General features: G+C 38.6%; 14 protein-coding genes. 9 read left to right on the top strand and 5 right to left on the bottom strand.

Annotation, left to right across the window (positions count from 1 at the left end; genetic code table 11):
- Window positions 1-24: 24 nt before the first annotated feature.
- From SAZ04_RS04300 to SAZ04_RS04280, 5 genes are all read left to right on the top strand, one after another.
- Window positions 25-780, top strand: coding sequence for a DeoR/GlpR family DNA-binding transcription regulator (locus SAZ04_RS04300; protein WP_332691591.1), 756 nt, complete (start codon window positions 25-27; stop codon window positions 778-780).
- A complete protein-coding gene (gene pfkB / locus SAZ04_RS04295) occupies window positions 777-1,700 on the top strand; it encodes a 1-phosphofructokinase (RefSeq protein WP_332691588.1) in 924 nt (307 codons plus the stop codon). Before SAZ04_RS04300 ends, pfkB begins: the two co-directional genes overlap by 4 nt.
- 1 nt (window position 1,701) lies before the next feature.
- Window positions 1,702-3,558 carry a PTS fructose transporter subunit IIABC gene (locus tag SAZ04_RS04290; RefSeq protein ID WP_332691586.1) on the top strand — a complete coding sequence of 619 codons (1,857 nt, stop codon included), beginning with the start codon at window positions 1,702-1,704 and terminating at the stop codon, window positions 3,556-3,558.
- A gap of 166 nt (window positions 3,559-3,724) precedes the next feature.
- Complete coding sequence (locus tag SAZ04_RS04285) at window positions 3,725-4,177, top strand: DUF3052 domain-containing protein (RefSeq protein ID WP_332691584.1); 453 nt, start codon at window positions 3,725-3,727, stop codon at window positions 4,175-4,177.
- Between the two features lie 34 nt (window positions 4,178-4,211).
- Window positions 4,212-5,009 carry a carbon-nitrogen family hydrolase gene (locus SAZ04_RS04280; protein WP_332691582.1) on the top strand — a complete coding sequence of 266 codons (798 nt, stop codon included), beginning with the start codon at window positions 4,212-4,214 and terminating at the stop codon, window positions 5,007-5,009.
- Between the two features lie 63 nt (window positions 5,010-5,072).
- Here SAZ04_RS04280 and mreBH read toward each other — a convergent pair whose 3' ends face one another.
- The 3 genes from mreBH to glcT all read right to left on the bottom strand — a co-directional run bounded on the left by mreBH (window position 5,073) and on the right by glcT (window position 9,442).
- Complete coding sequence (gene mreBH, locus SAZ04_RS04275) at window positions 5,073-6,080, bottom strand: rod-share determining protein MreBH (protein WP_332691578.1); 1,008 nt, start codon at window positions 6,078-6,080, stop codon at window positions 5,073-5,075.
- A gap of 325 nt (window positions 6,081-6,405) precedes the next feature.
- A complete protein-coding gene (ptsG, locus tag SAZ04_RS04270; RefSeq protein ID WP_332691575.1) occupies window positions 6,406-8,430 on the bottom strand; it encodes a glucose-specific PTS transporter subunit IIBC in 2,025 nt (674 codons plus the stop codon).
- A gap of 181 nt (window positions 8,431-8,611) precedes the next feature.
- Window positions 8,612-9,442: a glucose PTS transporter transcription antiterminator GlcT gene (glcT, locus tag SAZ04_RS04265; protein ID WP_332691572.1), complete on the bottom strand. Its 831-nt coding sequence runs from the start codon at window positions 9,440-9,442 to the stop codon at window positions 8,612-8,614.
- 194 nt (window positions 9,443-9,636) lie between these two features.
- Between glcT and SAZ04_RS04260 the strand changes: the two genes are divergently transcribed.
- The 3 genes from SAZ04_RS04260 to SAZ04_RS04250 all read left to right on the top strand — a co-directional run bounded on the left by SAZ04_RS04260 (window position 9,637) and on the right by SAZ04_RS04250 (window position 11,901).
- Window positions 9,637-10,392: a YkgJ family cysteine cluster protein gene (locus SAZ04_RS04260; RefSeq protein WP_332691569.1), complete on the top strand. Its 756-nt coding sequence runs from the start codon at window positions 9,637-9,639 to the stop codon at window positions 10,390-10,392.
- 251 nt (window positions 10,393-10,643) lie between these two features.
- Complete coding sequence (locus SAZ04_RS04255) at window positions 10,644-10,976, top strand: hypothetical protein (RefSeq protein WP_332691566.1); 333 nt, start codon at window positions 10,644-10,646, stop codon at window positions 10,974-10,976.
- A gap of 67 nt (window positions 10,977-11,043) precedes the next feature.
- A complete protein-coding gene (locus SAZ04_RS04250) occupies window positions 11,044-11,901 on the top strand; it encodes a polysaccharide deacetylase family protein (protein WP_332691563.1) in 858 nt (285 codons plus the stop codon).
- Window positions 11,902-12,117: 216 nt separating this feature from the next.
- On the opposite strand, the gene SAZ04_RS04245 is transcribed toward SAZ04_RS04250, so the two are convergent.
- Together SAZ04_RS04245 and SAZ04_RS04240 are read right to left on the bottom strand one after the other, a co-directional pair.
- Window positions 12,118-12,369, bottom strand: a complete 252-nt coding sequence (locus tag SAZ04_RS04245) for a hypothetical protein (protein WP_332691560.1) — start codon at window positions 12,367-12,369, stop codon at window positions 12,118-12,120.
- 70 nt (window positions 12,370-12,439) lie between these two features.
- A complete protein-coding gene (locus SAZ04_RS04240; RefSeq protein WP_332691557.1) occupies window positions 12,440-12,577 on the bottom strand; it encodes a hypothetical protein in 138 nt (45 codons plus the stop codon).
- A gap of 87 nt (window positions 12,578-12,664) precedes the next feature.
- Here SAZ04_RS04240 and rnhA point away from each other — a divergent pair, with 87 nt between their 5' ends.
- The gene (gene rnhA / locus SAZ04_RS04235) at window positions 12,665-13,285 is read left to right on the top strand and encodes a ribonuclease H (protein WP_332691554.1); all 621 of its coding nucleotides are present in this window, start codon (window positions 12,665-12,667) and stop codon (window positions 13,283-13,285) included.
- Window positions 13,286-13,587 lie beyond the last annotated feature (302 nt).

Here is a 13,587-nt window from a genome sequence, read left to right as displayed (position 1 = left end):
GACTTGTAGATGAGGTGATAAAGATTGCTCACAATTGAACGGCATCAAAAGATCCTTTCGCTATTAAAAGAAAAAATGACGGTAAAAATGCAAGAACTAGTTGATGAAACGAACGCTTCTGAATCAACTATTAGAAGGGATCTAACCGACCTTGAAAAGGGGAAAAAATTAAAGCGTATTCATGGAGGGGCAACACTTCTTCAAAAGAAATTAGATGAACCAACAATAGCAGAAAAAACAATAAAAAACAGTCATGAAAAAAAGAGAATTGCTGAAAAAGCTGCTTCGTTAATAGAAGATGGAGAGTGTATCTTTCTTGATGCGGGTACAACAACAGTTGAGATCATTCCTTTTTTAGAAGGGAAGGAAGTGGTTGTAGTTACGAATGGACTTACGAATATCTCCTTATTAATTGATCTAAATATTGAGACACATGTTATTGGTGGATATGTTAAGTCAGGAACAAGAGCATTTGTTGGACGGAGTGCCATTCAAACACTTGAGTCATTTCGATTTGATAAAGCATTTCTCGGGGTAAATGGACTAACGGTGCAGGATGGGTGTACAACACCTGATCCGGAAGAGGCGTTTATCAAAGAACATGCAATAAAGCGTTCACGCCAAAGTTATATTTTGGCGGATCATTCCAAGTTCGGTGAAGTGTCTTTTAGCAAATTTAGCAATGCTGAAAATGTCACAATTATCACAAGCAAACAATTAGATGATGAATATTACAACGATTTTCGTACAATTACAAACGTAGAGGTGGTTACCTTATGATTTATACTGTCACATTAAATCCTGCACTTGATTATTTTGTCGAGATTGACGAGTTGAACGTAGGTGGATTAAACCGTTCAACCTATGATTACAAAGCTCCAGGTGGAAAAGGAATCAATGTTTCAAGAGTCTTAAAAAGATTCGGACACAAAAGTGAGGCGCTAGGCTTTATCGGCGGATTTACCGGTGAATATGTAAGAGATGTTATTGAAAAAGAAGACATCGAAACGGATTTTATTCAAGTTAATGGGGATACACGAATTAATATTAAGGTAAAGGGGGAAATTGAGTCGGAAATAAATGGTGTGTCACCAGACATTACAAAGGGTCACTTAGAGCAATTGCAAAAACAATTATCTGTTCTTACCGAAGGAGATGCACTAGTACTTGCTGGAAGTGTACCATCGACTATTCCTGATGATTTTTATGAAACATTATGCCAAGGGGCTCTTGATCGAAAAGCAGAAGTTTTCATTGATTCAAGTGGGGAGCCAATGAAGAAGGCTCTTGAGAAAAGACCTACGTTCATCAAGCCAAATCATCATGAGCTTGGAGAATTATTCTCGGTGGAATTGAAAGAGCCGAAAGAAGCTGTTCCGTACGTTCGAAAACTGGTAGAGAAAGGAATTACCTATGTTCTTGTTTCGTTTGCTGGAGATGGAGCGATCTTAGGAACGAAAGAACAAATTTTGTATGCTAATACACCTAAAGGGGTTGTGAAAAACTCAGTAGGTGCAGGTGATTCGGTCGTAGCTGGTTTCTTGGCTGCGAAAGAAGAAAAATTGTCCTTAGAAGATGCATTTAAATTTGCGGTGGCGACAGGAAGTGCAACGGCATTTTCAAAAGGATTTGCTCAAAGAGAAGAGATAGAGACACTTATGAAGGAAATTAAAATAGTTGATATAGGGAAGGGTGAGTAGTGTGAGAATTTCCGATTTATTAAAAAGAGATACAATCATACTTAATATGAGTGCGAATGATAAGGCGTCTGCAATTGACGAGTTAGTAAAAAATTTAGATAAAGCCGGAAGATTAAACAATGCAGCTGACTATAAGAAAGCGATTTTGGCAAGGGAAGAGCAAAGTACAACAGGTCTTGGCGAAGGAATTGCTATTCCACATGCAAAAAGTGAAGCGGTGAAAACGCCAGCAATTGCTTTTGGACGTTCAGAGAGTGGATTAGATTATGAAGCGCTTGATGGGCAACCAACTCATCTATTCTTTATGATCGCTGCATCAGCAGGGGCCAATGAAGCTCATCTTGCTACACTTTCACGTTTATCTACTTTCCTAATGGACGAAGCTTTTCGTGAAGCTTTATTAAAAGCTCAGTCAGAAGAGGACATCATAGCTGCAATTGATAAGAAAGAGCAAGAGCAATTAGAAAAAGAAGCTGCAGAAAAAGCACCTGCCAAAGATGGCTATGATATTCTAGCCGTTACTGGATGTCCTACAGGGATTGCCCATACATTTATGGCTGCAGATGCGTTAAAAGATGAAGCGAAAAAGCAAGGGCTTACCATAAAAGTTGAAACAAATGGCTCAGGTGGAGTAAAGGATCAATTGACACCGGATGAAATTAAGAACGCGCAAGCCATCATAGTTGCAGCAAGTACGAAAGTTGAAATGGATCGTTTTTCGGGCAAAAAAGTCATTGAAGTGCCTGTAACGGATGGGATCAGACGTCCTAAAGAGCTAGTGGAACAAGCGAAGTCAGGAAATGCTCCGGTTTATAAAGGAACAGGTGAAGCTAGTGGCAGTGAAAAAAATCAAGAAAAAGGAAAAAAAGGTGGAAGTTTCTATAAACACTTAATGAACGGTGTTTCCAATATGCTTCCATTTGTTGTCGGTGGCGGTATTCTCATTGCCCTTTCTTTTTTAATTGATATTGACTTAAATAATGAATTTGCCCAAATGTTAATGGATATTGGCGGTGGAACAGCTTTTGCTCTTATGATCCCTGTCCTTTCTGCCTTTATTGCAATGAGTATTGCTGACCGCCCTGGTTTTGCTGCTGGTATGGTTGGTGGATTGATTGCCTTTAATGGAGAGGCTGGTTTCTTAGGTGGTTTGATTGCTGGTTTCTTAGGAGGATATATAGCACTATTAGTAAAGAAGTTATTAGCTGGTATGCCGCAATCTTTAGCTGGAATTACAACCATTCTCCTTTATCCTGTTTTAAATATTTTCTTTACGGGTATGATTATGCTTCTGTTTGTTACGCCACTCAGTGCCATTAACAATGGCTTAGAAAGCTGGTTAGGCGGAATGGGTACAACGAATATGATGTTACTAGGTATCATTCTTGGTGGAATGATGGCAATTGATATGGGTGGCCCAATTAACAAAGCAGCCTTTACATTTGGTATTGCGATGATTGATGCAGGTAACTTTGGTCCGCATGCTGCTGTTATGGCAGGTGGGATGGTTCCACCTCTTGGAATAGCGTTAGCTACAACGTTCTTTAAGCGTAAGTTTACGAAACAAGAGCAGGAAGCAGGTAAGACGAATTATATTTTAGGTGCTTCGTTTATTACCGAAGGTGCGATTCCATTCGCGGCGGCTGATCCTGGTCGAGTGATTCCATCAGCAGTTGTTGGTGCAGCTGTTGCAGGTGGACTTACTGCTTTATTCGGTATTGGGTTACCTGCTCCTCACGGTGGAATATTTGTAGTCGGACTTGTGTCCGGTGGTTGGTTTATGTATTTACTTGCTATCATTGTTGGTGCCATTGTAACAGCAACGATGTTAGGGATTTGGAAGAAAAAGACAGTTTGATAATATTGGTTAGAAGGAGAGGCGATATCTGTCTCTCCTTCTTTTGCTTATTTAGGTTGAACGTATCATACTAGTGTTGTTACGAAAGATTCAGTATAATCTTTTTTCATTATTGTTCAGTGATATAATAGAGAGACAATAATGCGTAAGGGGTTGGATTATCGAAATGCATCCTGTTATTAAAAAACTACAGTGGAAAGATCATATGACGGAAGTTTTGATTTTAGGAGCACCGAAAGAATATGAAGAAGTTATCACCCAGTTTGAAGCAAAAGTACATACTGAAATCAAAAGCGACATATATCAGTTTATTCATATTTTTGGAGCAACAAATCAAGAGATTCAAGACGTGGCCGTAAAAGTAGTTGATGTCATTGAAGAAGATGGGATACTCTGGCTTAGTTATCCAAAGAAGTCTGCAAAGAAATACAAAGGCTCGGATTGCAGTAGAGACACGGTTGGTGCTATTCTTGGTGAAGAAGGATACGAGCCGGTTAGGCAAGTCGCCATTGATGAAGATTGGTCAGCTTTACGATTCCGCCAAGTTGATAAAATTAAAACGATGAAACGGACATTTGCCGTAACGGAAAAAGGTAAAGAACGGACGAAACAGGAATAAGGGAATTATTCAAAAAGTGAGGGAGGACAGGAATATGAAGATAGCTACATATCAAATGGACATTGTCCCAGGTAAACCAGCAGAAAATCGTAAAAAAGTACTAAATTGGGTGGGTCAAGTTTGTAAGGACCAACAACCTGATGTTCTTGTCTTACCTGAAATGTGGACGACGGCCTATACGCTTTCTACTTTAGGAGAGGTTGTTAAAGAGGATAAAAGGGAAAGTGAATCGTTTCTAAAAAAGGTAGCGAATGATAATCGTGTCAATGTTGTTGCTGGTTCTATTGCGCTTGAAGAAGATGGAGAAATTGTTAATCGCTCGTACATTCTCAATCGTGAAGGAGACATTATTCATACTTATGATAAAATTCACCTTGTCCCAATGCTAGATGAACATCGTTATCTAAAAGGTGGTAATAGTGCTGTTCAAGTGTTTGAACTTGATGGGCACAAGATGGGAGTCATTATTTGCTACGATTTGCGCTTCCCTGAGCTTGTTCGTTCTTTGGCATTACAAGGAGCAGAAGTGGTCTTTGTCGTTGCAGAGTGGCCTTCTGCAAGAGCGAACCATTGGGAAATTCTTCAACAAGCTAGAGCGATTGAGAATCAGCTCTTTATCGTGAGTTGTAATAGAATTGGAACGTATGATGATGTTGAGTTTGCTGGACTTTCTATGGTTGTTAGCCCGTGGGGAGAGGTGCTGGAAAAAGCCTCTTTGTTGTTAGAAGAGGAGACGCTTAGTACTACTCTTGATTTAAATGAAGTTACTCGTATTCGTAAGGAAGTGCCCGTCTTTGCAAGTAGAGTTCCGAAGTTATATGGTGACTTGTAGTTTAGTTAAATAAACGTTTGTTTAACACAAAAAGAGCACCGTTTAGTGCTCTTTTTGGTTTGATTATACTGAAACGGTTTGAAGTTTATCAATAAATTTTAACGAACGGCCTGTCCCAATTGCAACACATTCTAGGGGGTCTTGAGCGATATGGACGGGTACTGATATTTCACTTGAAAGCCATTCTTGAATACCGTTTAATAAAGCTCCTCCACCTGTAAGCATAACGCCTTGATCGACGATATCTCCACTTAGTTCTGGTGGACAATCTTCGAGCGTTGTTCTAACTGATTCAAGAAGCTGAAACATGGATTCAGTAAGGGCTTGCTGGATTTCAGTTGAGTGTAAAGTGATCGTTTTCGGTAAACCATGAACAAGGTCACGTCCACGAATATCCATCTCTAATTCTTCATGCTTAATTGGTGAATAACCGATTTCTATTTTAATTTGCTCAGCTGTACGCTCTCCAATTAACATATTATATGTTTTTCGAACATGATGAATGATCGATTCATCAAGCTTATCTCCACCAACTCTGATCGAATGACAATTAACAACACCGCCGAACGAAATAATAGCCACTTCAGTTGTTCCGCCACCTATGTCAACTACTACATTTGCAATAGGCTCATCTACTGGTAGACCAGCTCCAATAGCTGCAGCCACAGGCTCTTCAATAATGTGAACGTTTTTTGCGCCACAGCTACGCACAGCATCAAGAATAGCACGGCGTTCCACAGATGTAGAGCCAGATGGTGCGCACACGACAACATTCGGTTTTCGGAGTGATAAGCCCAGATTTTTACTTGCCTTTTTCAAAATCGCTTTTAACATACTTGCTGTCATATCGAAATCTGCAATAACGCCATCTCGAAGTGGACGTACCGCTACAATATTTGCAGGTGTTTTCCCTACCATATTTTTTGCTTCAATTCCAACTGCTAAAACTTCATTTGTATCAAGATGGACTGCAACGACTGACGGTTCATTTAAGATAATACCTTTACCTTTACTGTATACAAGGATATTGGCTGTTCCTAAGTCAATTCCTATTTCTGTATTTGCAAACATGTTTTCACCAACTTTATAATATCTAATTCTAGAATTTGTTCAAAAAGGGTGGTTTTAATATTTTTGAGCACATACTTCTAGGTAAGTATTGATTGTAACAATGGTTAGATTAAAATCATAGAGGCATTTTTCTCATCTTGTATGTAAGAATATGTGAGGAATACGGAAGTACTAAGGGATTTGCTTAGAAAAAAGGAAAGGATTAGTAATTTTGATAGATTAGGTTCTTTTTGAGTAGGCGAATATACCTAACCCTTTCGATGTATTACAAACAAAAACGAGTAAGCAAACCTGCTTACCCGTTTCTAAAAGATGAAAAAGATCGTTATTTTTGTTTAATTGATATGACATTTTCTTCTTTCGACTCAACTTGTTTCTGCTTGTTGATGTGGATGAATTCACCTTCAGCTAAGTTTGTAAAGACAATTGGTGTAATCGTTGAAGTTGCATTATCTTTAATATACTTCAAATCAAAACGAAGTAGCTCTTGTCCTTGTCGAACTTTATCATCTTGTTTCACAAGTGTTTCAAACCCTTCACCTTTTAGATTAACAGTATCAAGGCCAACATGGATCAAAATTTCTTTTCCTTCTTCGGATAAAATACCGATCGCATGCTTAGTAGGAAAAAGGTTCATGATGGTACCAGAAACCGGTGAATTTACGATACCCTCTGTCGGCTCGATTGCAAAGCCATCACCCATCATTTTACCTGAAAAGACCTGATCTGGTACTTCTGTTATTGGCATCACTTTTCCTGCTAAAGGAGAAATGAATGAAACATCACCGGCAACTGCATCCTTTGTTTGAGCTGGCTCTTCAGTCGGAACAGGAGTACGTCCACTGATGATATCTTGCATTTGTGATTTAATCTGGTCAGAACGAGGGCCAAAGATTGCTTGAATGTTGTTCCCCATCGTCATAACACCAGAAGCACCAAGCTTCTTTAAAGTGTCTTTTTGAACTTTATCAACTTCATTGACACTAACACGAAGCCGAGTAATACAAGCGTCTAAGTTTGTTAAGTTTTCTTTTCCGCCTAAAGCTTTTAACACTTCATATGGTAGTTCGGAAGTAGTAGCTGAAGAAGGTGTGCCTTCCTCCTCTGTCACTTCTTCGCGACCAGGAGTCATTAAGTTAAACTTCTTAATGGCAAAACGGAAGCCGAAGTAGTAAATAACAGCGAAAATTAACCCTACTGGAATAACAAGCCACCAATCACTTCGGTTTGGAAGCACCCCAAATAGTAAGAAGTCAATTACCCCACCTGAGAAAGTCATCCCAATTTTCACATTAAGGATTTGCATCACCATAAAAGAAAGTCCAGCAAATACAGTGTGAATTGCGAATAATACTGGTGCGACAAATAAAAAACTGAATTCGATAGGTTCAGTAATACCAGTTAAAAAGGATGTTAAAGCAGCAGACCCCATAATACCAGCCACTAATTTCTTTTGCTCAGGACGAGCACAGTGATAAATAGCAAGTGCGGCTGCCGGAAGTCCAAACATCATAAATGGGAATTTTCCTGTCATAAACGTACCTGCAGTTATCTCAGCACCATCTCGTAGTTGTGCAAAGAAAATTCGTTGGTCACCACGAATAATTTCTCCTGCTGCGTTTGTATATTGGCCAAATTCAAACCAAAATGGGGAATAAAAAATATGGTGCAAACCAAACGGAATTAATGCACGTTCAATTACCCCGAAGATAAAGGCTGATATGGTTTGATTGGATTCAACCATTAAGTAAGATAGATTGTTTAAGCCAATTTGAATCGTTGGCCATATGAAATGAAGAATAATCCCAATAAATAGGGCAAAGAAAGCTGTCGCAATTGGGACAAAGCGCTTTCCGGCAAAGAACCCAAGGTAAGAAGGTAACTCAATATTAAAGTACCTTTTATACGTAAAGGCGGCTAGCAACCCGGCAATAATCCCGCCGAAAACCCCTGTTTGCAGGGTTGGGATACCTAGTACGTTTGAAATACCAGGATCCTCAGCAACCATTTCAGGAGTAATCCCGCCAGTAACACTCATCGTCACATTAATAATTAAATATCCAATGAGTGCAGCAAGACCCGCAACTCCATCGCCATTTGAAAGACCGATGGCAACCCCAACCGCAAATAGAAGTGCAAGGTTAGCAAAGACGATATCGCCAGCACTCTCCATAATACTAGCTAGCATAACAACCCAATTAGCTTCAAGAGCTGGGATTCGAGCAATTAAATCAGGATTCTGAAGTGCGTTACCAAACGCAAGCAAAATACCGGCTGCTGGTAATAATGCAACAGGAAGCATAAGTGCTTTTCCAACACGTTGCATAACACCAAACGAATTTTTAAACATAATAATTCCTCCTTGTATAATTAGTTTGAAGATGTTAATTGATTTTTATGCAACAAAAAAGGCATGAGTGGCAAGGACGGTAGCACAGAGAAATGATAAGGGATCCTCTTATCATTTTTTCTTGTACTAGCTAATCCTTTCCCCTCATGCCTGCATAACCAGTAACACGTGAAAAGAAGTATTATTGCTTTGAGAGTCTTTGAAGATGCAATGTTAAGTATACAGCTTCAGCCTCTGGAATCGCTTTCTTTAATGTTTGTTGCATGATTTTTATCAATTTCCAAGACAAATTATAGCATATCGGATATTCTGTTTGCAAGACATTATTTAAAGTTTCTTGATTATCAAAGTATTGACCTTTTGTAATCCGTTCGATCGCATGGTGAAGATGTCGGACAAGTCGTAAGTAGTTGACATCTTTTCGATCAATTTGAAGGTGTAATGACTTTTCAATCACTTGAACTAATTCGGCAATTAGTTGAGTGTGTCGGTTCACTTCTTTTAATGAACGTCTAGTTAACGCGCTGTGAATATGTAGAGCAACAAAACCAATTTCCCCAGGAGGAATTTCCAAATGTAATTCATTACTCAAATAGTCAATTAGTTCAGTAGCTACAGAAAATTCTTTTGGATAAGCAAGTTCGGTCTCAGGAAGAAATGGATTTGTGAGATCTAACCCTTGTTTGACTCGTTTAATTGCATAATAAAGATGATCAGTCAATGCAATGTGAATATGTTCATGAAGCTGAACTGAAAATCGATCTTCAACCAGTTCAATAATATCGTTCATCAAACCAATGAAATGTTCGTCTACGTAATCCAATAGTTGTTTATATTGTTCTTGTTCTTTGGCTTCTTTTAAAACAAAGAACTTTTCAGCTTGCTCCCCAGCAACGTAATCGCCGGCCTTTTTTCCAAAGCCAAGCCCTTTTCCAATTAAAACCACTTCTTCATAATTAGGGTGCTCAGCTACTAAGACATTATTATTAAGTACTTTTTTTACTGTTAACATGTTTCCTCCTTTCAAGATCAAAAATTTTGTCAAAACTACACTAATTTCCATTTTTATCATAGCGATAAAAAAATGAGACGTCAATGGTAATTACTCGTAATGTAAAAGACAATCGTTTCTACATCGAAAAAAGAGTCGATTTATGTGATGATATTCACTAGTATGAGAGTGAAAGATAGTAAGGAGTGAATGATGTGAATCCCCAATTAACATATGAAGATGTAAGAAGAAAAGTAGAAAAAATCAATCGTCGAAGCTATGATTATGAACAACCTTTTTTTAATACAGTGGATGACATTTTAGACGAAAGTGCAGGCAAGCATGTTAAATCAGTTTTAACCGAATCCTTTCAGAAACTCTTAGCACAAGTGAACACGGAGATCGAAACAATCGAAAGAGAAATTGATTTAACACCTACTTGCCAAGCGGGCTGTGCACATTGCTGTTATTTTCCCATAATAGTAACTCGTTTAGAAGTGAAATTAATGTTACTGTTCGTTGGGCAACTACCAAAAGAGAGAAAGCAGACCGTGTTAGATCAGTTCGAATCGTACTTACATCAATTTTCGTCAAATTTAAATGATGTAAAAAAGCTTGATTTTCAGCAAGATCAAGACTTCAAAAGAAAATATAAACACTTAACACTTCCGTGCGTCTTTCTTAATCTTGAAACTAACAAGTGTATGGCTTATGAAGTTCGCCCGATTCCTTGTCGAACGTATGCTAATTACGTGGATGTATCTGTTTGTGCTAATGAGATTCTCCCAAAAGAACCAGTTAGTTATGAATTTTTGCATCGTTTTTATGTTCAAGGGATGGATGAGGTCATTCAAGAGATCCTGGAAGTGGTCGATGACAGCGAGCTTGGCTTTACCTATCCAAATGATACAGCTGATGTGAATTATTTACCGATTTTGTTACAGGAAGAGTTCGAGGTCTTGAAAGCGTAAATGGTTGTTGCAATGGCTCCACTCATTGCTTAGAGATTGTTCCAAAGGTAAAAAGCGACCTTTTGGAACAATCTCTATAATTTTCTAAATGTTTTTCATTTAGTATGTTCATATCTCGTGTTATTATTAATATTAAAGTGAGATAGTTATTCTTTATCATAGTGATAATGCATAGACTATAACTATTATAAATTGTTGTCGTGTTTTGAGTCTTAGATATATAGGATAGGATTTTCTGGGAGGGATTGCAAATGGAAGTAAATGTGAATGAGTATTTTGAAAAGCGAGTGTCGGAAGCGAAGCGCCAATTTGAAAGAACAGTTGATTGTAAGCATACTGAATTTGACGATCTTTACCCGTACATGACGGAGCAACCTCAATTTTTCTGGTACAAACGTTATGTTGCGTGGCAGGAGTTATTAACAGTAGTAAAGATTGCTGAAGATATGGATGTAGAATGGAAAAGTTTGTTTTTGGATAAGCAATCTTCTTTTGTTGAAGGAAGAGTTCTAGATGCGAAAGTATTAGATGATTGGTATGAAGAGTCAGAGAAACACGAAAAAGAATCGTCTAAAAATGAGTAATGGTAATCCCCCTAAGGTATAATTCTTAGGGGGTTTATTTGTTTTTTCTAAAAAGGAAGGGATATAGATGAGATGGTTAATTGTCATTGCTCTAATTATAGGCTTGGCGGCATGTGCACAAAAAGAGAGGCCTGAGGAGATAGTCTCAAAGGAAGACAAAGTTGTTGCTGAAAAAGAAATACCTAATAAAAGTGGCGAGAGTATGAATGAAATAGAAGAAAATCAAGAAATCGATTCATCTGCTTTTGAACACCGTAAGGCTATGCAGTGGGGTGAGAATGTAGATGGTGTGAACACACGGATGGTTACAGATGAAAAAATGATCGCCTTAACCTTTGATGCATGTGGTGGGCCTTATGGAAACGGTTATGATGAAAAGCTTATAGATTTTTTAAGAGAAGAAGAAGTTCCTGCTACGCTGTTTATAAATGAAAGGTGGATACTGGAGCATGAAGGCCTCTTATTAGAGTTAGCTAGTGACCCTCTATTTCAAATTGAAAACCACGGTACAGCGCATGTCCCTTTGTCTGTATCAGGTCAATTGGCTTGGGGGATAGAAGGAACGGCAAGTCCAGCTGATGTAAAAGAGGAGGTTATGGGGAATCAAGTAACAATTAAGAGTTTAACTGGACGAGCCCCTATGCTATTCAGGTCGGGGACGGCCTTTTATGATGAAGTGGCAGTTGAAATGGTTAATGAATTGGGTCTTGAAGTAGTTAATTTCGACATATTGGGAGATGCAGGGGCGACGTACTCTGCATCTCAAGTTCATCAGGCATTAATCGAAGCTACTAATGGATCTATTGCCCTTCTTCATATGAATCAACCGAGTAGCGGAACGGCAGAAGGGGTGAGGCTAGCTGTTCGAGAGTTACGAGAGAAAGGATATTCGTTTGTGACGTTAGAGGGGAAAGCCTTGGAATAAGGAAGTGTAGAGAGGAACAGTCGCACTTTATCTTATTGGTGGGAAGCGCTCTTACGTACTCTTAAATTTCACACGGTCACCGATCGAATGCAGTGATTAGAGTAGATGGAGAGGTGAGAAAAACTGAGACCTCCGCCGAATTCGGTCTTCGGTCGAGAAGGAGCTAGGAATGAGGTGCTCTTTCTTTGAGAATGATCTGGCAGAGGTCAAGTTTTTCTAATTCAATGTTATATGTGAGTCTTTGTGTTGGTAAATGCCTTCGAGCTTTTCTCCGATGTCCTCTTCGATTTCTTGGTTGCTTGGGACTGTGTCGTAGCTCTGGATAATGATGAAAGTCTCTAGGCATAGTAGGTGGTAGGGGTATTTTTCACCCTGGTCTTCAATAATGGCATAGAGTTTATTTTTTTTTGTGCTTATAAGGTCACCTGGCTCCTTAACTGAACGCTTGCGGTTAATCGTCACATTCACGCCGGATAACACCTCTTTTTTAGCACCATTATCGGTCAAAACAACAAGAAATATTCAAAAAAAGGAAAATTTATTTTTTCTTTTTATGATTCGATTTGTTCGTGCCGTTATCGATCATTTCGCTTGCAACTTCTTCATTAAACAAAGATTCTTTCGGTGTTTGATTATTTGTAAGTGCTTTGCCTTTTTGTCGGTTTCGTTTATCCAATTGTATATCCTCCTTTTGATTGTTTAAAAATGGTTTCACTGTTACTATTTCTTTAGATCAAAATCTTATGCAAGAGTAGGTGTCGTTGTGGCGAAAAAGAAGTTCTATGTCGTTTGGAAAGGGAGAAAACCTGGGATTTATAAAACTTGGGCAGAGTGTGAGGCGCAAGTGAAAGGGTATACAGGGGCGAGGTTTAAATCATTTCCGAGTAAAGAAGAAGCTGATTCTGCTTTTACAGGAGGGAGTAGCCCAAATACGTCTAAATCAAAAGTGAAAACGTCAACACAAGAAATCAGTGAGGAAGTTGATTGGGATAGCATTTCCGTTGATGTTGGCTGTCGCGGCAACCCGGGTATTGTTGAATACAAGGGTGTCGATACGAAAACCGGCGAGATTTTGTTTGCACATGATGAGATTCATATTGGAACGAATAATATGGGTGAGTTTCTTGCGATTGTGCATGGACTAGCCTATTTAAAAGAGAAAGGAAGTTCAAAGACGATTTACTCTGATTCAATTACAGCTATTAAATGGGTAAAGCAAAAAAAAGCAAAATCAACATTAGAGAGAAATGAGAAAACGGCGTATATTTGGTCTCTGATGGACCGAGCTGAAAAATGGCTACAGGCAAATCGTTATAACAATAAAATTGCAAAGTGGCATACGGAGAAATGGGGAGAAATTAAGGCTGATTATGGACGCAAGTAAGGAGGGTACGCATGGTATTTGTTGTCGGGGGGACTTGTTCTCTTACTGGTATTGGTGTGCTTGTTAACCAAAGAATTAATTTCAAGTAAAACGTTCAAATGGGTTGAGTTAGAATCTCCATTTTGTTTAATAAATATGAAGAAACATTTACCTAAGTAGGCAAAACCAAAACTCTTATTTAATGGTTATTTTCAATAATTTCATTTGAAATGAGAAGAGAATGGTTGTAAAAAATACTTTGTTAACCCCGTGGAGCCAACAGATCCAAGGGGTTTTTCATGTAGGTAAATTAACAATGATTA

The sequence above is a fragment of the Halalkalibacter lacteus genome (assembly GCF_036663595.1).
GTDB classification, from domain to species: domain Bacteria; phylum Bacillota; class Bacilli; order Bacillales; family Bacillaceae_D; genus Halalkalibacter; species Halalkalibacter lacteus.
Note: the sequence above shows the minus strand (reverse complement) of the source record. Positions and strands in the feature narration are given on the sequence as shown.